A 17,385-nucleotide genomic window follows, 5' to 3' on the forward strand; every position below is an offset into this window, starting at 1 on the left:
CGACTGATCTGAATGTGTTCAGGCATCTCGCCGCGAGCACCACAATCAACCATCGATAACGCGATATTAACCATGCTGGGCGAAAACATTCCTGCAACAGGGAAAGTTTCGCACGATGACGACCAGCACCGCATCCATGACGATCGCCGAATTGCGTGAATTCGCAGGCTTCACGCCTGCCGAACAGCGCTACATCAAGCGTAGCCTGGACATCGGCCTGGGGCGCCATGATGCGTTTAAATTATGGGCGCGGGATGCGGCGGAAAACGCCTCGATCCGGAGCCAGTACGTCTCCTACCAGGAACTGAAAGGCCTCCGCGGCGCGGCGCCGAGCGGCACCGGTTTCGACGATCTCGAGCCGTTCATGGGCAAGCTTCTGCGGGTGTCCGCCTTCGATTTGGCGCAGGAACGACTGACCAGTTTTTCCGCCTACCGGTTCCTCTATGAACGCCTGCTCGGCGCGCATGTTCGGCCGTGGCTGCCCTCCGCCTTCTGTGCGGCGGCTGCCTTGCCGCAAATCCGCCCCAACCGGCGTAAGGACCTGCTCAAATCCCTGAGCGAAGCCGCCGCTACCGCGCCGGGTTGGTCCGACCGGGAACCCGCATTCTATCCCGATTGGGTGGACGAAGCCGCGGCCTGACGTCAGAAGACTGCGTGGTCGCCGCGCTCCAGCGTGGACGTCCCGTCGATCACCGCCTGATAGTAACCGAACAGCGTATCGCGCCCTGTCGAAGGCGTTGCTGCCGGATCGTACCGTCCGGTCTGCGGGTCGAGCACCAGCATCGATTCGGCGGCGTAATAGCGGCCGATGCGGGCGAGTTCGGCCTTTGCCGCCAGTGACGGCACGACCCGTCCCAGTGTCCCCAGTATTCCGACAGCCACATCGAAAAGCCCGACCGGAACCGACCGGAATTTCGGCGGCCGTTCGAGCATCGCGAACAGCGCCTCGCCCTGTTCCCGCGGGGTGATCGCGCGTCCCGGCCCGCCAATCGGCAGGATGCGGTTCCATTTGCTCTCGTCGTCGAGGCAATCGGCAAGATATTCCGCCAGGTCGCGGTCGCTGATCGGTTTGCAGGCAGTCAGCGTTCCATCGCCGAACAGCAGGAACGCCTTGCCGCGCCGGACACGTTCGATCTGGCCGGACAGCGATTTGAAGAACGCGGTCGGCCGGACGATCGAATAGCGCATGCCGGAAGCGGCCAGCTCCGCTTCGAACGCCAGCTTGGCATGCTGGAACGCGAGTAACGGTTTCTGGACGCAGATGGCCGAGAGCAGCACGAAATGGTCCACGCCGGCTTCCTTCGCCGCCGACAGCACCGCCGATTGCGCGCGGTAATCCACCGCCCACGCATCCGCAGGCGCTCCGCTGCGCGATGCCATGCAGGACACTACGGCAATGAAGCCCTGACCTTCGAATGCACTGCGAAGTGATGCGGAGTCTGCGAGATCGACTTCCTTTACGCCCGCAATTTCGCGCAGGCGGTCGAGACTTTTCGGAGCGGAGGTTCCGCTAATCTTCGTTCTTGGACGGACCAGGCAGGTTACCTCGTACCCCCGCCGCACCAGCGCTTCCACCCCGGCGCGTCCGATCGTGCCGGTAGCGCCCAGCACGCAGACGCGTACCGGTTCTTGGTCAGCTGTCGTCACGAACCCCGTGGGCGATCATGCGCGGTACAATCCGGCAAGCCGGTCGCCGTACCGGTCCCTGATCTTGTGGCGACGGATCTTGAGACTCGGGGTCATTTCCTCGTTCTCGACCGAGAAGGCTTCGTCGGCGAAGGCGAACTGGCGTACTTTTTCGGTGACCGACAATTCCTTGTTCACCCGGTCCACCGCTGCCCGGACTGCGGTGCGGAATGCCGGCAGCTTCTGCAATTCGCTCAGTTCGAATTTCTCGCCATTTTCACGGGCCCATTCGAACGCCCATTCGGCTTCCGGCACGATCAAGCCGACGATGTATGGCCGCTTGTCGCCGACCACCATGGCCTGGCCGATTTCCGGTTGCAGGGTCAGCATGCCCTCGATCTTCTGCGGAGCGACGTTGTCGCCCTTGTCGTTGACGATCATGTCCTTCTTGCGGTCGGTGATCACGATCCGTCCGGCGTCATCGAGATGGCCGATGTCGCCAGTGTGGAGCCAGCCATCCACGAGCGCGCGATCGGTTTCGGCCTGGTTGTGCCAATAGCCCTGCATCACCAATTCGCCGCGGCAGAGGATCTCGCCATCTTCGGCGATCCTGACTTCTACCCCGCGCATCGGCGGGCCGACCCCGTCCATCGAAATTCCGGCGCTTGGCCGATTGCAACTGATTATCGGGCCGGATTCGGTCTGGCCGTAACCCTGCAGCATCGTCAGACCCATCGCGTCGAAGAAAATGCCGACATCCGGGTTGAGCGGCGCCCCGCCCGAAACCATTGCCTTGATCCGGCCGCCGAACTTGGCGCGGATCTTTGGCCGTAGCGCTTTTTCCAGGATCAGGTTCATTGGCCGGTCCCGCAGCCGCGTGCGGCCTCCGCGCTTGTTTTCGCCGATCGCCAGCGCGCGGTCCATCATGTAATTCGCCAGTTTGCCCTGCTTCTCGATCTGTTTCATGATCCGGGTCCGCAGCACTTCGAACAGGCGCGGGACAACAACCATGATCGTCGGGCGGACTTCCTCGATATTGCTGGCAAGTTTATCCAGCCCTTCGGAATAGAAGATCTCTGCGGCCATGCCGATGGGCAGGTATTGGCCGCCGGTATGTTCGTAGGCATGGCTGAGCGGAAGGAAACTGAGGAAGCGTTCGTTGCCGATGCCGAAATCCTCCTCCACGATCGCGGCTGCGCCCGCGACATTGCACAGGATTGCGCCATGGTGCTGCATCACCCCGCGCGGCGCGCCGCCGGTACCGCTGGTGTAGATGATGCAGGCGGTGTCGGTCCGCCTGATCCTGGCAATCCGCGCTTCCACTGCCTTGCGGGCCGCCGCCGGATCGCCTTGCAGCATCTCGGACCAGGCATGGCAGGCGATGCCGCCAGACTGGAATTTGCGGATATCGTCGATCGCGATCATGTGTTCGGCCATGCCGGAACCCATGATCGCGGGGATCAGCGGGACCGACAGCTTGGCGTTCGAGACGATTACCGCGCGGGCGCCCGAATTGTCGAGAATGTGCTGATGGTCGCGCTGGGTGTTGGTGACATAGGTCGGGACCGTAACGCAGCCCGCCGCCATGATCCCCAGGTCGGCGATGCACCATTCGGGCCGGTTCTCGGACACTAGCGCCACCCGGTCGCCGTCCGTCAGGCCCAGTGCACGAAGTCCTTCCGCCAGCAGGCACACCCGGTCAGCCGCTTCGCGCCAACTGATGGTTTGCCAGGTTCCGTCGACCTTGGCACCGAGGAATGGGTGGTCGCCCCGCTCCGCCGCGCGGGTCAGGAACAGACTGACGAGATTATTTGCCTGGTCGATATCGGATAGTTGCAAAACCCGCTCCTGCTCCCGCAATGTGGCCCGTCACCGCGGGTCTGGAGGTTCGATCTAGGCTGCCTGCAGCCAAGCGGCAAGACTACTGTTGGTGGGCGCTACTGGCGGATGGAAACGCCTTCGCTGCGCGGGTCGGCGGCGCCGATCCAGCCCTCCGGTGTCCACTGCGCCGCATTTGCCTTGAGCGGCAGCGAACGCGCGGTAACCTGCGCATGACCGAGCGCTTTCAGTTCATCCACCATCGCTTCCAGCGCGCTGCCCTCTTCGATTACCACTACGTCGCCGGGGGAATAGAGCTGCGGCAAGGCCAGCGCCTGGTCCACGGACAGGTTGAAATCGATCAGGCCGATCAGTGTCTTGGCAATCTGGACCGGAATGGTCCCGCCGCCTGCCGCGCCGACAATGTACATCAGCCTGCCGTCCGGGCCGTAAACCACGGTTGGCGCCATCGAACTGCGCGGGCGCTTGCCGCCTTCAACCCGGTTAGCGACAACGCGGCCATCCTCCGACGGGGTGAAGCTGAAATCGGTCAATTCGTTGTTGAGGTAGAAACCGCCGAACATCAGCCCGGACCCGAACGACCCTTCGATGGTGGAGGTGTAGCTGACCGCATTCCCGGCGCTGTCGACAGCCACGAAATGGGAGGTCCCGCTTTCTGGTGGTTCGTTGCCGTCGGGAGGTGCCAAGGCGGACTGCGGCGCAATGCCGGCCTCGACCGCCGCCATCGTGGAGGACGGCGAAATCAGCGCGGCGCGCGTCGCCAGATAATCCGCGTCGACCAGCCAGCCGACCGGTACCGGCACAAAATCGGCGTCGGCCAAGTACCGTTCCCGGTCCGCATAGGCGAGCCGCTGCGATTCGGCGAACAAGTGCCACGTGGTGGCCGAACCAGGGCCACTGGCGGCGAGATCGAACGGTTCCAACTGCTTCAGGATCGCGAGCACCGTCGTCGCCCCGGACGATGGCGGGCCCATGCCGCAAACCCGGTAAACCCGGTACATGCCGCACACCGGTTCGCGCGGTTTCGCAGTGTAGGTGGTTACGTCTTCTGCGCTCATGCCGGACGGACGGGGGGTTGCCTCCGCGACATGCGCAGCCAGATTTGCAGCGAACGAGCCCTCGTAGAAGCTGTCGGGCCCTTCGGCGGAAAGTTTCAGCAGGGTCGCCGCCAAGCGCGGGTTCTGGATCCGGGCCCCGGCGGGGCGGGGCTCCCCGGCAGCGTCGTAGAACAATTCCTTGCCGTACGCATCGAAAGCTGAGCGGTCGGGCGAGCGGACCAGGAATTCATGAAACCGCGGGCTGATCTCGAAGCCGTCACGCGCCAGTTCGAACGCCGGCTGGACAAGGGTTTCCCAAGGCAGCCTGCCGTATTGCCGGTGCGCCATTTCCGCCAGCCGGAGATTGCCCGGTACCCCCACACTGAGGCCGGAGATGACCGCCTCGCGAAAACCGAGCGGCTTGCCCCCTTCGTCCAGGAACCAGTCCGGTTCCGCCGCCGAAGGGGCGGTTTCCCGCCCGTCGATCGTGGTCACTGTGCCGTCGGGCGCGGCATGGACGAAGAACCCGCCGCCGCCGATGCCGGAGCTTTGCGGCTCGACCACGGTCAGTGCCAGCATGGTCGCAATCGCCGCATCGGTGGCGCTGCCGCCCATCCGCAGCATCCGCGCACCCGCTTCGGCGGCGCGCGGATCAGCCGCGCTGACCAGCCCGCGATCCAGTTCCGCCGGTTGGGCCGCCAAAGGCCGGGAGACGAAATCCGGACGTTCGGACTGGAGCGGCTGACACGCCGTCAGGAGAACGCCGGAGATGAGAAATGTCAGGGTGCGCATGTTCATGATCCCAGCGCTATTCGCTGCCGACCGCTTCCGCAATGCCGGAAAATCCGTCGCGCCGCATCAGTTGCTCCAGTCCGCGGGTTATTCGCCGCGCCAGGCCGGGGCCGCCGTAAACCATCGCGGAATAAAGCTGGACCAGGCTCGCGCCCGCCCTGATCCGCGCCCACGCGTCTTCCGCAGTCGCGATTCCGCCAACCCCGACCAGCGGAATCGAGCCTCCGGTCGCGCTGCGGAAATCACGCAGTCGCTGCTGCGCGAGGTCGCGCAAGGGTGCGCCCGAGAGGCCGCCCGTTTCGGCGGCGTGACGCGATCTGAGCGCTGGCCGGGAAATGGTGGTGTTGGATACAATCAGGGCGCCGAGCCGCTTGTCGACCGCGATGCGCGCGATAGCATCGATGTCGGCGGGTTCGAGATCAGGCGCCACCTTCAGGAAAATTGGCGCGGTGTTGCTCCCCCGCGCGGCAATGACGGCATCAAGCAGGCCCGTGAGAGCACCCTCGTCCTGCAGCGCGCGCAAGCCGGGGGTGTTGGGGCTGGAGATGTTGACGGCCAGATAGCTGGCGAGGGGCGCCATCATTCGGGTCATCACCGCATAATCCGCCGTCCGGTCGGTCGAATCCTTGTTGGCGCCGATATTAATGCCGACGATCCCCGCATTCCGGCCCATCCGCCGCTCCAGCCGGGTGCGCGCACTTTCTGCCCCGCCGTTATTGAAGCCCATCCGGTTGATCACCGCGCGGTCTTCCACCAGGCGGTACAGGCGCGGCTTCGGGTTGCCGGACTGCGGCAAGGGCGTGATTGACCCGACCTCGGCGAAGCCGAACCCCAGCCCCAGCAGCGCGTCGGGCACTTCGGCGTCCTTGTCGAACCCGGCCGCCAAGCCGAGCGGATTGGGAAATTGCAGTCCCGCCACGTCGATGGCTAACGGACCGGCGGCGGGCGGAGACCTGAGCGGACTGCATTTCAATGCGGCCAGGGTCAGGCCGTGGGCGGCTTCCGGATCGAGCGCGAACAGCCCCGGGCGAAGTAAATCGAAAATCATCAACTGCCTCTATCCGGCCCCGCCGATCCCGGCAACTTTGGCCGCGAACCGGTTCGGTGAACGATCACAACATTCTTGTGCGCCAAGGGTTTGCAACCGATTGGTAACATCATGACAAGGTTTTTCATTTTTTCTGTCGCTTACATACAATCAGAATCGGTTTGGGTGCGCGTATAGAGTTTTTGCGACCCGAAGGGCTCTGGCAGCAATGCAAAGAGTTCCTCGACTTTAAGGGCGGTTCCTTTACACAAGGAGCCGCCCCTTTTTTGTTGGGCACTTGTGTATTTCTATTGAAGGAACCCTGGTGAACACTGCGCAGGGCGAAGCCAAGCAGCTTACCAGCGCGTCCCTGATGCAGATCGAATATATTTCGGTCCCCGCTGCATTATCCGACTATGTCACCACCTTCTATTATTTCCGCTGCGAAGAACCGGAGATCAAGGAGATCCAGCCCGCGGGAATCGGCCATTTGTCGCTGTTTCCGCAAGGTCGGGGTGTGATGTATTTCGCGGAAGGCGTGCAAGACCCTTCGCACCGGATCAACCTGCTGACCCCGAGTATAGCGGCCAGTCCGTTCGAGATGGCCGGTCCGTTTCACGCTATCGGCGCGGCCATGTCGCCGCTTGGGTGGGCTGCCCTGACCGGGATGGACGCTGGCAAGCACGCCAACCGGCTGCTCGATGCCGGGGAATGGCTCGGTCCCGAAGTCGCCGCAATGGGCGACGAGCTGTGCGCCGCCTACCTTGACGGGACAATGGACAGCACGGCCTGCGCCATGCGCCTGGCGGAGTATATTGGCGAAAATCTTCGTCCGGTGAATGAACGCCATGCCGAACTGATGCGGCAGACCGGCCAATGGCTCGGCGAATCGCTCGATCCGCCGCTCGAAAGACTGTTCGAGCGTTCGAGTTACTCGAAGCGCCAGGTCCAGCGGTTGGTCGAACGGTATTTCGGAATGCCGCCGGTAGCGCTCAAAAGGAAATACCGGGGGTTGCGGGCGGCGGCCCTGTTGTCGCTGCCGAACCTCACGCCAGAATTCGAGGCCAAGGTCTATGACGCGTTTTACGACCAGCCGCACATGATCCGGGAAATTCGCCTGTTTGCGGGCCGGACCCCGGCGCGGCTCGGCAACGAAGACCACCCGTTCCTGACCGAGATGCTCGACCCGAAGAATTTCCGCGAGATCAATTCGGGATCGCAGGACCTTATCTGACGGCACCGGCCGGCGACCTGCATCGCACGGCTGCTAACGACTCGCAACAAGGGATTATGCGTTGAAACCGCGCAAATGCGTCACTAGGTGAAATCGGAACAAATTCGTCTGATTTAACCGGGAAGCCCGCAATGCGCCTGTCCAGCATGGCCGATTATGCCGTTGTCACGATGTGCGCCGCCGCGCGCCATTGCGGCGGCATGCGCGTGTCGGCGGCGGAGCTTGCCGCCGAAACCGGCCTGCCCGCGCCGACGGTCCAGAAACTTGTCAGCAAGCTCACGGCGGCCGGCCTGCTGCGCTCGGTCCGCGGAGTCGGCGGCGGCCTGCAACTCGCCCGTCCGGCGGCGGCGATCACCATCGCGGATATTGTCGAAGCGGTCGAAGGCCCGATTGCGCTGACGGCCTGTGTCGAACACGGCAAGCACGATTGCGCGCTGGAACGAACCTGCACCGTGCGGCCCCATTGGGGCGCGGTGAACAACGCGATGCGCGGCGCGCTGGCCTCGATCGCCCTTACCGATCTCTCCACTCCGTTCGTGCCGAGCGAAGTGGAGACACCATCCCCAGCCAGACCTCTCGACTTCGCTCGAAGCGAACGGAATTTTGTATGAACGAACAGACCACTCTTCCCGCCGCCGGTATCAAGGATGCCGACATCCAGGACAAGGCCGCGCGCGATGCGGCCAAGAAACTGGAAACATACGAATTCGGCTGGTCGTCCGACATCGAACAGGACTTCGCGCCCAAGGGGCTGAGCGAGGATACCGTCCGGTTCATTTCGGCCAAGAAGAACGAACCCGAATGGATGCTCGAATGGCGGCTGAAGGCGTTCCGCCTGTGGCAGACCATGGAAACGCCCGACTGGGCCAAGCTCAACATCCCGCCGATCGATTACCAGGACGCGTATTATTACGCCGAACCCAAGGCGAAGGAAAAGATCGGCAGCCTTGACGAGGTCGATCCGGAAATCCTCCGCGTGTACGAGAAACTGGGCATCCCGATTGCCGAGCAGGAAGTGCTCGCCGGGGTCGAAGGCGCACGCAAGGTCGCCGTCGATGCGGTGTTCGACAGTGTGTCGGTGGCAACCACCTTCCGTGCCGAACTCGAACGCGCCGGGGTCATTTTCCGCTCGATCAGCGAAGCGATCCGCGAATATCCCGATCTGGTGAAAGCGTGGCTCGGCAAGGTCGTGCCGATGCGCGACAATTACTTCGCCACGCTCAATTGCGCGGTCTTTTCGGACGGCACCTTCGTCTACATTCCGGAGGGCGTTCGCTGCCCGATGGAACTCAGCACCTATTTCCGGATCAACGCCGAAAACACCGGCCAGTTCGAACGCACCCTGATCATCGCGGAGAAGGGCAGCTATGTGTCCTACCTAGAAGGCTGTACCGCCCCGATGCGCGATGAAAACCAGCTCCACGCCGCGGTGGTGGAACTGGTCGCGATGGACGATGCCGAGATCAAATATTCGACCGTCCAGAACTGGTATCCCGGCGACAGCGAAGGCAAGGGCGGGATTTACAATTTCGTCACCAAGCGCGGGCTATGTCAGGGCGCGCGGTCGAAAATCAGCTGGACCCAGGTCGAAACCGGCAGCGCGGTGACGTGGAAATACCCCTCGTGCGTACTCAACGGCGAGGACAGCGTGGGCGAGTTCTACTCGGTCGCGGTGACCAACAATTACCAGCAGGCCGACACCGGCACCAAGATGATCCACAACGGCAAGGGATCGCGCAGCACGATCATTTCCAAGGGGATCAGCGCGGGCCATTCGAACAACACCTATCGCGGACTTGTCCGCGTGGGGGCAAACGCGGACAACGTGCGCAATTTCACCCAGTGCGACAGTCTGCTGCTCGGCAGCCTCAGCGGCGCGCACACTGTGCCCTATATCGAGGTGAAGAACCCCAGCGCCCAGATCGAACACGAGGCGACCACCAGCAAGATCAGCGACGACCAGCTGTTCTACGCGATGCAGCGCGGACTGGATGCGGAAGAAGCGGTGGCGCTGATCGTCAACGGTTTCGCGAAAGAAGTGATGAAGCAATTGCCGATGGAATTCGCGGTCGAAGCGCAGAAGCTGCTGGCGATCTCGCTCGAGGGGAGCGTCGGGTGATCGAGGGACTGTCACTCCTTGCGGCCCTTGCCACCCCAGCCGCTGAGTTGGAGCGGAGCGGCGAATTCGAGGTTGTCACCTCGCTGGTTCTTCGAACAGAAACCATGTCGAGCCGCGATCTGCGCACGGCAAATCGATACGCAGAATGCTTGAGTTTGCCCTACTTTCCAAGCGAGGCTCAATTTGCTGCGAAGAGGCAAGCGTGCCTGAGCGTATTGAGGGACAAGCCCAGCAAGAAACTCGTGGAAGTTGCGAAGTCACTCGACACGGTTGTCCAGCAATCACCGGGCAGCGAGGCCAGCCTTTCGGTTGAAAGAAATAGACATGATTGAACGTAAGACTCTCAAGATCAGTACCGGTCCTAAAACGGACGCTGGCGACCCGCGTGACAGTTGGGGCGTCAAGGGCAAGCGGCTCGACCGGCTGCATGACATGGCGCGCGATCGGCGGCGCAATCCGACCGACGCGGAAAAACTGCTGTGGACCCGGCTCGCCAACCAGAAGCTCGGCGGGTTCAAGTTCAAGAAGCAGTATATCGTCGGCACCTCCATCGTCGATTTCGCCTGTCCGACCGTGTGGCTGGTGGTCGAGATCGACGACCTCGATATCGATGCGGAGCTGCAGGCGATGAGCGACCGCAAGCTGGCCGAAGTCGGCGTTCGCGTGCTGCGCTTCACCAACGAAGCGGTGCTGGAGGATGTCGATGCAGTCTGCGCGGAAATCCTCGAGATGCTGAAAACCCCGTTCGAAAAACCCCGCCGGCCGCGAACTCCGCCGGTTACGCCCGTCGCGGACGCGTACAACGCGGGATATTGAGAGATTTTATGCTGAAAATTGACAACCTCACCGCCGAAATCGATGGCAAGACCATCCTCAACGGACTCACGCTGGACATCAACGCGGGCGAAATCCACGCGATCATGGGTCCCAACGGCGCGGGCAAGTCGACGCTCGCCTATGTGCTGGGCGGCCGGCCCGGTTATGAAGTCACCGGCGGCAGCGTGTCGTTCCAGGGCAAGGATCTGCTCGACCTCGAACCGCACGAACGCGCCGCGCTGGGCCTGTTTCTCGGATTCCAGTATCCGGTTGAAATACCCGGCGTGTCGAACGTCCAGTTCCTGCGCGAATCCCTGAATTCCCAGCGCAAGGCGCGGGGCGAAGATCCGCTGTCGGGCGGCGAGTTCCTCAAGCTGGCCAAGGAAAAGGCCGCGCTGCTGAGGATGGACATGGAAATGCTCAAGCGGCAGGTCAACGTCGGCTTTTCCGGCGGCGAGAAGAAACGCGCGGAGATGGTCCAGATGGGCATTCTCGACCCGAAATTCGCGGTGCTGGATGAAACCGACAGCGGCCTCGATATCGACGCGCTGCGGATCGTCGGTGACGGCATCAACTCGATCATGCGCAAGCCCGACCGGGCGGTGCTGCTGATCACCCATTACCAGCGCCTGCTCGAATATGTGAAGCCGGACTATGTCCATGTGCTGGCGAATGGCCGGATCGTGAAGACCGGCGGCGCCGGACTCGCGCACCAGCTGGAAAGCGAAGGCTACGAAACGGTCGTGCAGGAAGAAGCCGCGTAATGACCGAACTTGCTACCCTTCCCACTACTCGTGAAGAGGATTGGCGCTATTCCGATGGCGCCTACCTCGCGGCGGCGGACCCCGCGGCGATCCGGCAATGGCGCACGCTGGACGTACCGGCTGGCGACACGCATGGTGAGAGCTTCACTTTCCTCGAGGACACCAGCGGCACCGAACGTCTGCGCGTCAGCGTCGGCGCAGGTGGCACTTTCTCCTGCTTCGCGGCAATCGCCAGCGGCAGGTACCGCCGGCTGGAGCTGGAAGTCACTCTGGCGGAAGGCGCGCATTTCGAATTCGGCGGTGTGACCGTCGGCGGCGGTGATGCGGTCCAGGAATTCGTTACAAGGGTCATCCATGCGGAGCCGCATGGCACATCCAACCAGGTCGTGCGCGCGGTGCAGTGGGGCAAATCGACCGGGAATTTCCTTGGCCGGATCGAAGTGGTCCGCGATGCCCAGAAGACCGACGCGGCGCAAAATTTCCGCGCGCTCCTGCTGGAAAAAGGCGCGGCCGCCAACACCAAGCCGGAACTCGAAATCTTCGCCGACGATGTGAAATGCGCCCACGGTGCCGCCATCGGCGCGCTGGACGATAGCGCTGCGTTCTATATGGCCGCACGCGGTTTGCCGCCCGAAGTTGCGCGGCGGCTGCTGGTGCAGGCCTTCATCGGCGATGCCTTCGCCGCGATGGCGGATGACGAAGCGCGCGAAGCGATGCTCGGCCATGTCCTCGAAAAACTGGGCGACGCCGTATGAACGACGTTGCGGTCTTGAGCCGGAAGGCGGATTTCCCCGGCATGGTGACGGGCGACGGAAAGCCGTGGCATTATCTCGACACCGCCGCGACCGCGCAGAAGCCGCAGGCGGTCATCGATGCAATGAGCAACGCCCTGGGCCGCGATTACGCGACCGTGCATCGCGGCGTTTATTCTCGCTCGGCCCAAATGACTCAGGGCTATGAAGCCGCGCGTGAACGGGTTGCCGCCTTCATGGGCGCGCGCAGCCCGAACGAAGTGATCTTCCTGCGCGGCGCGACCGAGGGGATCAACCTTGTCGCGCACAGCTGGGGCATAGCCAATCTGAAGCCGGGGGACCGGATCATGCTCAGCCAGCTGGAACACCATTCCAACATCGTGCCGTGGCAGATGGTCGCGCAGAAAACCGGTGCCGAAGTGGATGTCTGCCCGCTGACGGAAGATCACCGGATCGATCTCGATGCGATGGAAAGGATGCTCACGCCCGCCCACAAGATCGTCGCGCTGGCGCATGTCTCCAACGTGCTCGGGTCCATCTTGGCCGCCAAACGTGCCGCGAAACTGGCGCATGCCGTGGGCGCGAAGTTTCTTCTCGACGGCTGCCAGGCGGCCCCGCGCATGCGGCTCGACATGACGGAACTCGATTGCGATTTCTACGTCTGGTCGGGCCACAAGCTTTACGGCCCCACCGGCGTCGGCGTGCTGTGGGCACGCGAGGAAATCCTGAACGCCATGCCCCCGTGGCAGGGCGGCGGTGCGATGATCGACAGAGTGACTTTCGAAGAAACCACCTACGCCCCCGCGCCGCAGCGGTTCGAAGCGGGCACGCCGATGATCACCGAGGTGATCGCGCTGCATGCGGCGGTGGATTACGTTGAAAGCGTGGGCGGCATGGAAAGCCACTTCGCCCATGAAAGCGCGCTCGCTGCGAAGCTGCGCGACGAATTGCGCGGGATCAATTCGATCCGCCTGTTCGGGCCGGAGAAATCGGCAGGAATCGTCTCCTTTGCGATGGAGGGGGTTCACCCGCACGATCTGGGCACCATATTGGATGAAGAGAATGTCGCGATCCGGGCCGGCCACCACTGCGCCCAGCCGCTGATGGCCCATCTGGGCGTGCCGGCAACCGCCCGCGCCAGCTTCGGACTATACAGCGATGAAGACGATATTGCCGCGCTGCTGCGCGGGATTGAACGCACAACGAGGATTTTTGGCTGATGAACGAACCGGGCAAGATCGCGGTCGAGGAAGTGGACGCAGTCGCAGCGCCGAAACGCGCGCGGGTGGAAGACCTGGAATCGCCGCAGGAGAGCATGGGCGAAAAGCTCGAGCGCAAGCGCGATTACCTCGAAGGATTCCTGAACAAGAAACCGGAACAGGTTGCGCCCAGTGCGCCGGGCGGCGACCTGTACGAAGCCGTGGTGGACGCGCTGAAGGAAATTTTTGATCCGGAAATCCCGGTGAACATCTACGATCTTGGCCTGATTTACGGCGTCGATGTGTCGCCCGACGCCGATGTGACGATCAGCATGACGCTCACCACGCCGAATTGTCCTGTCGCCGAGAGCATGCCGTCCGAAGTCGAATTGCGCGCAGGCGCGGTGCCGGGGGTGCGCGATGCGGAAGTGGTGCTGGTCTGGGATCCGCCATGGGACCCGGGCAAAATGAGCGATGAAGCGCGCCTTGAACTGGGGATGCTGTGATGTCCGACGATCAAACGACCGTGAAAACCCGCCAACTCCCCGCCGCCGTCACTCTGACGCCGGGCGCCGAGGCGCGCATCGCCAATTTGATGGCGAAGGCGCCCGAAGACGCGATCGGGGTCAAGCTGTCGACCCCTCGCCGCGGCTGTTCCGGCCTCGCCTATTCGGTCGACTACGTTACCGAGGAAGTAAAATTCGACGAGAAGATCACGACCCCGGGCGGAGTGCTGTATATCGACGGCGCCAGTGTGCTCTATCTGGTCGGATCGGTGATGGACTGGGTGGAGGACGATTTCACCGCCGGCTTCACCTTCGAAAACCCCAACGCCAAGGGTGCCTGCGGCTGCGGTGAAAGCTTCATGGTCTGACCTTTTCGGTCAGCCTTCGGCGGTAACTTTGTCGATGAAATCGAGCAGCGCCTGATCGTATTCGTCGATCTGGTCGTTGCGGGCGATCTGGCCTTCGAGCCAAAGCCGCTCATCGCCGCTAACTTCCTGTGCCGCCGCGACCCGGTCGGCCACGCCGGCGGCAGGGGACTGCTTTCCGAACATTTCGGCAAAGGCGCGGGGACTGGTCGTTGCCATCCGGCCCATGAAACCGCCGATGCTGGCCCGGTTATCGGCTACGAAGGCCTCCAGTTCCAGTGCCCGCACACGGTCGAGTTGTGCGCTTTCGGCCACATAACCCATCAGGTAATTGCCCACACCCTGCGCGAACAGGGTTTTCCATTCCGGCGCGTTAGGGGCGCCCAGCGTTGCATCCTTCAAACGGTACAGCATTTCCGCCTCGCGGCGGCTGACTGCCGCCGGGCGGTCGCTGGCAGGCGCGAACAGCATCCGGCGAAGGATCTGCGCTTCCGCGCTGCTGACATGGGTATCCGACAATTCGCCGCCGCTGCGGGTCGGGCCTTTGCCAGTCAGCACCGCCTGTTCCAACTGCGCGAGAACGAAAGCTTTTAGCGAGTCGGGCACATTGCGCGCACGTTCGTAAATCCGCACCAGCAATTCGAGCTCGGACATGGCGCACAAGCGGCCGTCACGGGTGATTTGCTGGACCAGCCAATTGGCTTCTTCCTGCGCGACATAACCCTTGGGCTCGGTACCGTTGACGACATACTCGCCGACCGCCTCGGTGAAGAAGTCGCACCATTGGGCGTCGGGCGCCGCGAGAGAACCGTTGATCGAAAACAAGGTCTCGGCTTCGGCGCGGCTGACCATGCCGTCGCTCCAACCGGCCTTGCGAAGCGCGGTGATTTCGTCTGCTCCGATTACGGCGCGGGCCTGCATCTTGGCCACAAGATTTCCAAACTCGATACCCATGGGCGTGTTGTCCCTCGATTGTTCGGGGACCCGCCATAAGGCAATGTGCTTAATTTCGGGTTAGCGCCGCCGCAGCGCCGCAATGCAGCTGGCCCGGTCGACATCGAGGCCGTCGCTGGAGCGGCGGGCATCGACATAGGTCGCGGCGGGTTCCGCGCCTTTTCGCATCGGATACAGGTAGATGTCGAGAACGCAGGGTTCGCCGGAAAACTGCAGCTTGCGCGCGTCGCCTTCGAACACGTCGAGCCGCGCGGGGCCAAACACGCGTTGCAAGTCGGCCGCATTGGCGCCGATCACCCCGTCGGTCCCGGGCAGGCTCATCACCCGAGGGGACATAAATGCCCCAGTTGTGTCTACAGGCCGGGGCCGCGACGGTGGGGGCACGGGCTGACGCGCGCCAGCCCGAGGAACCGCAACGGAAGCGCCGGTCCCGGGAGCGGGCGTCTGCGAACCGGCGACACAGGCCCCGAGGAGCGGGATCAGCGCGAGAGCAATCAGGCGGGTCATCAATCGGGTTTCCTCGGGCGGTGGACCAGGTGCGTGGCCGCCGCAGCACCGATGATCGGCGCGAGCAGGTTCAGGAACGGCACGGTCAGCAGGATAGCAACAAGTCCGCCCAGTGCAAAGCGGGTGCCAGCGCCGATTGGCGGGGGAGGACTCTCTGCCTGGCTGTTTTTCGGACCGGAATGGCGCAGCCAGACCATGTCCTGCAACTCGCGCCCCAGCAGCCAGCCGTTTACCGCCCAGAACAGGATCGCAGTGCCGACCCCTGTGACCAGCAGTGCGAGCGCAAAAGGCAGCGCGATCAGATTGACCAGCAGCACACGGGCTGTTGACCGCAGTGAATTGCGCAATTCCTCCTGCCACGGGATCGACCGGGCGGTTGCCAAGGCAGCGGGATAGTGTCTCGCCTCGACCGCATGGACCACGTCGTCGGCAAAGAATTGGAGCACCGCAAGCGCAACCACGCGGAATAGCAGCCAGCCGCCGATCACAGTCGCTGCGATGGCAACCACGGTGCCCAGCTCCGCGCCGTATGCGACGCCCTGATCCACCAGCGTCCGGTACAGACCCAGCCACAAGGCTCCGCCGAGGACGGCGAAAACCAGCAGGGTAACCGCCAGGCTCCGCGCCAGCACCCGCAGGATTGCCGGGTCGGATAATTGTCCGACAGCGCGGGCGAAGGCAAAGGGGAGGCCGGTCATCGCCTCCGGCTGTGCCGTGCCCCGACCGTCGGAGTCAACTGGCCAGATTGCGTCAGCATATGGCGACGAATTTCCGGCAGGTCTTGGCGCGGACGACGTGAGCCGCTAGGCGCGCCGACAACCAACCCAGTTCCCAAGGATTTCCATGACTGCTCCCAAATATGACGTGATCGCAATCGGCAACGCCATCGTCGATGTGATGGCCCCCTGCGAAGACGCGCTGATCGAGCAGCTCGGCCTCAACCGCGGCGGCATGACCCTGATCGACACAGACGGTGCCCGCGATCTTTACGACGCGATGGGCCCCGCGAAGGAAATCTCCGGCGGTTCGGCCGCGAACACCCTCGCTGGTCTCGCCGCACTGGGCGCCAAGTGCGCGTTCATCGGGCAGGTGGCGGACGATCAGCTGGGCGAAGTGTTCCGCCACGATATCCGGGCGGCGGGCATCGATTTCGCGACCCCCGTTCGCGCCGGCGATCCGCCGACCGCACGCTGCCTGATCTTCGTCACCCCCGACGGCGAGCGGACGATGAACACCTTCCTCGGCGCCAGCCAGTTCCTGCCGCCCGCGGCGCTCGATGAAACAGCGATCGCGGACGCTGCCGTGCTCTATCTCGAGGGCTACCTGTGGGATCCCGAAGAACCGCGCAGCGCGATGCGTCGGGCCATTGGCGTCGCGCGCGATGCCGGCCGCAAGGTTGCCTTCACCGCTTCGGAGAGTTTCGTGATCGACCGCCACGGGGTCGATTTCCGCAAGATGATCAAGGAAGGCCTGATCGACATCCTGTTCGTCAACGAAAGCGAACTCGCGACGCTGACGGGCGAAGCGGACTTCGATACCGGACTTGCGCAGATCGCGCCGGACGTTCCGGTGCTCGTCGCTACCCGCAGCGCGCAAGGCGCGGTCGCCATCGTCGACGGCGTGCGGGCACAGGTTGCTGCCGAACCGATCGACAAGGTCGTGGACACTACCGGCGCTGGCGATCTATTCGCGGCCGGTTTCCTCGCCGGCCATGTGCGCGGTGAAAGCCTCGAAAACTGCCTGACGATGGGCGCGGTCGCCGCGGCCGAGGTCATCTCGCATTACGGCGCCCGGCCGGAAGCCGACTTGAAAGCGCTGGTGGCCGCCCGCCTGGGGTAAACTAGGTTT

19 protein-coding genes are annotated in these 17,385 nt (G+C 63.3%); 12 read left to right on the forward strand and 7 right to left on the reverse strand.

Annotated elements, in window-relative coordinates; genetic code table 11:
• The first annotated feature begins 115 nt into the window (after positions 1-115).
• Positions 116-640 carry a hypothetical protein gene (locus tag GRI65_RS08485; protein ID WP_160756082.1) on the forward strand — a complete coding sequence of 175 codons (525 nt, stop codon included), beginning with the start codon at positions 116-118 and terminating at the stop codon, positions 638-640.
• Between the two features lie 2 nt (positions 641-642).
• Here the strand turns inward: GRI65_RS08485 and GRI65_RS08490 are convergent, their stop codons facing one another.
• From GRI65_RS08490 to GRI65_RS08505, 4 genes are all read right to left on the reverse strand, one after another.
• Positions 643-1,647 (reverse strand): NAD(P)H-binding protein, encoded by a 1,005-nt coding sequence (locus GRI65_RS08490; protein WP_332872621.1) that lies wholly within the window; start codon positions 1,645-1,647, stop codon positions 643-645.
• 15 nt (positions 1,648-1,662) lie between these two features.
• The gene (locus GRI65_RS08495) at positions 1,663-3,465 is read right to left on the reverse strand and encodes an AMP-dependent synthetase/ligase (protein ID WP_160756083.1); all 1,803 of its coding nucleotides are present in this window, start codon (positions 3,463-3,465) and stop codon (positions 1,663-1,665) included.
• A 98-nt stretch (positions 3,466-3,563) separates the two neighbouring features.
• Positions 3,564-5,300 (reverse strand): gamma-glutamyltransferase, encoded by a 1,737-nt coding sequence (gene ggt / locus GRI65_RS08500; protein WP_160756084.1) that lies wholly within the window; start codon positions 5,298-5,300, stop codon positions 3,564-3,566.
• A gap of 10 nt (positions 5,301-5,310) precedes the next feature.
• Positions 5,311-6,342, reverse strand: coding sequence for a quinone-dependent dihydroorotate dehydrogenase (locus GRI65_RS08505; RefSeq protein ID WP_160756085.1), 1,032 nt, complete (start codon positions 6,340-6,342; stop codon positions 5,311-5,313).
• Positions 6,343-6,646: 304 nt separating this feature from the next.
• On the opposite strand from GRI65_RS08505, the gene GRI65_RS08510 reads away from it, so the two are divergent.
• The 10 genes from GRI65_RS08510 to GRI65_RS08555 all read left to right on the forward strand — a co-directional run bounded on the left by GRI65_RS08510 (position 6,647) and on the right by GRI65_RS08555 (position 14,079).
• Positions 6,647-7,555, forward strand: a complete 909-nt coding sequence (locus tag GRI65_RS08510) for a helix-turn-helix transcriptional regulator (protein ID WP_160756086.1) — start codon at positions 6,647-6,649, stop codon at positions 7,553-7,555.
• Between the two features lie 131 nt (positions 7,556-7,686).
• Positions 7,687-8,166 (forward strand): SUF system Fe-S cluster assembly regulator, encoded by a 480-nt coding sequence (locus GRI65_RS08515; RefSeq protein ID WP_160756087.1) that lies wholly within the window; start codon positions 7,687-7,689, stop codon positions 8,164-8,166.
• The gene (gene sufB, locus GRI65_RS08520) at positions 8,163-9,674 is read left to right on the forward strand and encodes a Fe-S cluster assembly protein SufB (protein ID WP_160756088.1); all 1,512 of its coding nucleotides are present in this window, start codon (positions 8,163-8,165) and stop codon (positions 9,672-9,674) included. The genes GRI65_RS08515 and sufB overlap by 4 nt, the downstream gene beginning before the upstream one ends.
• Positions 9,671-10,006 (forward strand): hypothetical protein, encoded by a 336-nt coding sequence (locus tag GRI65_RS08525; RefSeq protein ID WP_160756089.1) that lies wholly within the window; start codon positions 9,671-9,673, stop codon positions 10,004-10,006. Before sufB ends, GRI65_RS08525 begins: the two co-directional genes overlap by 4 nt.
• Positions 9,999-10,490 carry an endonuclease domain-containing protein gene (locus GRI65_RS08530; RefSeq protein ID WP_160756090.1) on the forward strand — a complete coding sequence of 164 codons (492 nt, stop codon included), beginning with the start codon at positions 9,999-10,001 and terminating at the stop codon, positions 10,488-10,490. The genes GRI65_RS08525 and GRI65_RS08530 overlap by 8 nt, the downstream gene beginning before the upstream one ends.
• An 8-nt stretch (positions 10,491-10,498) precedes the next feature.
• Positions 10,499-11,254, forward strand: a complete 756-nt coding sequence (gene sufC / locus GRI65_RS08535) for a Fe-S cluster assembly ATPase SufC (protein WP_160756091.1) — start codon at positions 10,499-10,501, stop codon at positions 11,252-11,254.
• Positions 11,254-12,009: a SufD family Fe-S cluster assembly protein gene (locus tag GRI65_RS08540; RefSeq protein ID WP_160756092.1), complete on the forward strand. Its 756-nt coding sequence runs from the start codon at positions 11,254-11,256 to the stop codon at positions 12,007-12,009. Before sufC ends, GRI65_RS08540 begins: the two co-directional genes overlap by 1 nt.
• The gene (locus tag GRI65_RS08545) at positions 12,006-13,226 is read left to right on the forward strand and encodes a cysteine desulfurase (protein ID WP_160756093.1); all 1,221 of its coding nucleotides are present in this window, start codon (positions 12,006-12,008) and stop codon (positions 13,224-13,226) included. The genes GRI65_RS08540 and GRI65_RS08545 overlap by 4 nt, the downstream gene beginning before the upstream one ends.
• The gene (locus GRI65_RS08550) at positions 13,226-13,711 is read left to right on the forward strand and encodes an SUF system Fe-S cluster assembly protein (RefSeq protein ID WP_160756094.1); all 486 of its coding nucleotides are present in this window, start codon (positions 13,226-13,228) and stop codon (positions 13,709-13,711) included. The genes GRI65_RS08545 and GRI65_RS08550 overlap by 1 nt, the downstream gene beginning before the upstream one ends.
• Positions 13,711-14,079, forward strand: coding sequence for a HesB/IscA family protein (locus GRI65_RS08555; RefSeq protein ID WP_160756095.1), 369 nt, complete (start codon positions 13,711-13,713; stop codon positions 14,077-14,079). Before GRI65_RS08550 ends, GRI65_RS08555 begins: the two co-directional genes overlap by 1 nt.
• Positions 14,080-14,088: 9 nt before the next feature.
• Here GRI65_RS08555 and GRI65_RS08560 read toward each other — a convergent pair whose 3' ends face one another.
• The 3 genes from GRI65_RS08560 to GRI65_RS08570 are packed head-to-tail and all read right to left on the reverse strand — an operon-like array spanning position 14,089 to position 16,235.
• Positions 14,089-15,030: a hypothetical protein gene (locus GRI65_RS08560; RefSeq protein ID WP_160756096.1), complete on the reverse strand. Its 942-nt coding sequence runs from the start codon at positions 15,028-15,030 to the stop codon at positions 14,089-14,091.
• A gap of 60 nt (positions 15,031-15,090) precedes the next feature.
• Complete coding sequence (locus GRI65_RS08565) at positions 15,091-15,537, reverse strand: hypothetical protein (RefSeq protein ID WP_160756097.1); 447 nt, start codon at positions 15,535-15,537, stop codon at positions 15,091-15,093.
• Positions 15,537-16,235, reverse strand: a complete 699-nt coding sequence (locus GRI65_RS08570) for an EI24 domain-containing protein (RefSeq protein WP_160756098.1) — start codon at positions 16,233-16,235, stop codon at positions 15,537-15,539. The genes GRI65_RS08565 and GRI65_RS08570 overlap by 1 nt, the downstream gene beginning before the upstream one ends.
• 145 nt (positions 16,236-16,380) lie before the next feature.
• Between GRI65_RS08570 and GRI65_RS08575 the strand changes: the two genes are divergently transcribed.
• Positions 16,381-17,376 (forward strand): adenosine kinase, encoded by a 996-nt coding sequence (locus GRI65_RS08575; RefSeq protein ID WP_160756099.1) that lies wholly within the window; start codon positions 16,381-16,383, stop codon positions 17,374-17,376.
• Positions 17,377-17,385: the final 9 nt, after the last annotated feature.

Source organism: Allopontixanthobacter sediminis (assembly GCF_009828115.1).
Taxonomy (GTDB): Bacteria; Pseudomonadota; Alphaproteobacteria; order Sphingomonadales; family Sphingomonadaceae; genus Allopontixanthobacter; species Allopontixanthobacter sediminis.

Coding starts and splice junctions, on each gene's coding strand:
- GRI65_RS08485 (WP_160756082.1), top strand. CDS start 116: ATGACGACCAGCACCGCATCCATGACGATCGCCGAATTGCGTGAATTC.
- ggt (WP_160756084.1), bottom strand. CDS start 5,300: ATGAACATGCGCACCCTGACATTTCTCATCTCCGGCGTTCTCCTGACG.
- GRI65_RS08505 (WP_160756085.1), bottom strand. CDS start 6,342: ATGATTTTCGATTTACTTCGCCCGGGGCTGTTCGCGCTCGATCCGGAA.
- GRI65_RS08515 (WP_160756087.1), top strand. CDS start 7,687: ATGCGCCTGTCCAGCATGGCCGATTATGCCGTTGTCACGATGTGCGCC.
- sufB (WP_160756088.1), top strand. CDS start 8,163: ATGAACGAACAGACCACTCTTCCCGCCGCCGGTATCAAGGATGCCGAC.
- GRI65_RS08530 (WP_160756090.1), top strand. CDS start 9,999: ATGATTGAACGTAAGACTCTCAAGATCAGTACCGGTCCTAAAACGGAC.
- sufC (WP_160756091.1), top strand. CDS start 10,499: ATGCTGAAAATTGACAACCTCACCGCCGAAATCGATGGCAAGACCATC.
- GRI65_RS08540 (WP_160756092.1), top strand. CDS start 11,254: ATGACCGAACTTGCTACCCTTCCCACTACTCGTGAAGAGGATTGGCGC.
- GRI65_RS08545 (WP_160756093.1), top strand. CDS start 12,006: ATGAACGACGTTGCGGTCTTGAGCCGGAAGGCGGATTTCCCCGGCATG.
- GRI65_RS08550 (WP_160756094.1), top strand. CDS start 13,226: ATGAACGAACCGGGCAAGATCGCGGTCGAGGAAGTGGACGCAGTCGCA.
- GRI65_RS08555 (WP_160756095.1), top strand. CDS start 13,711: ATGTCCGACGATCAAACGACCGTGAAAACCCGCCAACTCCCCGCCGCC.
- GRI65_RS08560 (WP_160756096.1), bottom strand. CDS start 15,030: ATGGGTATCGAGTTTGGAAATCTTGTGGCCAAGATGCAGGCCCGCGCC.
- GRI65_RS08565 (WP_160756097.1), bottom strand. CDS start 15,537: ATGACCCGCCTGATTGCTCTCGCGCTGATCCCGCTCCTCGGGGCCTGT.
- GRI65_RS08570 (WP_160756098.1), bottom strand. CDS start 16,235: ATGACCGGCCTCCCCTTTGCCTTCGCCCGCGCTGTCGGACAATTATCC.
- GRI65_RS08575 (WP_160756099.1), top strand. CDS start 16,381: ATGACTGCTCCCAAATATGACGTGATCGCAATCGGCAACGCCATCGTC.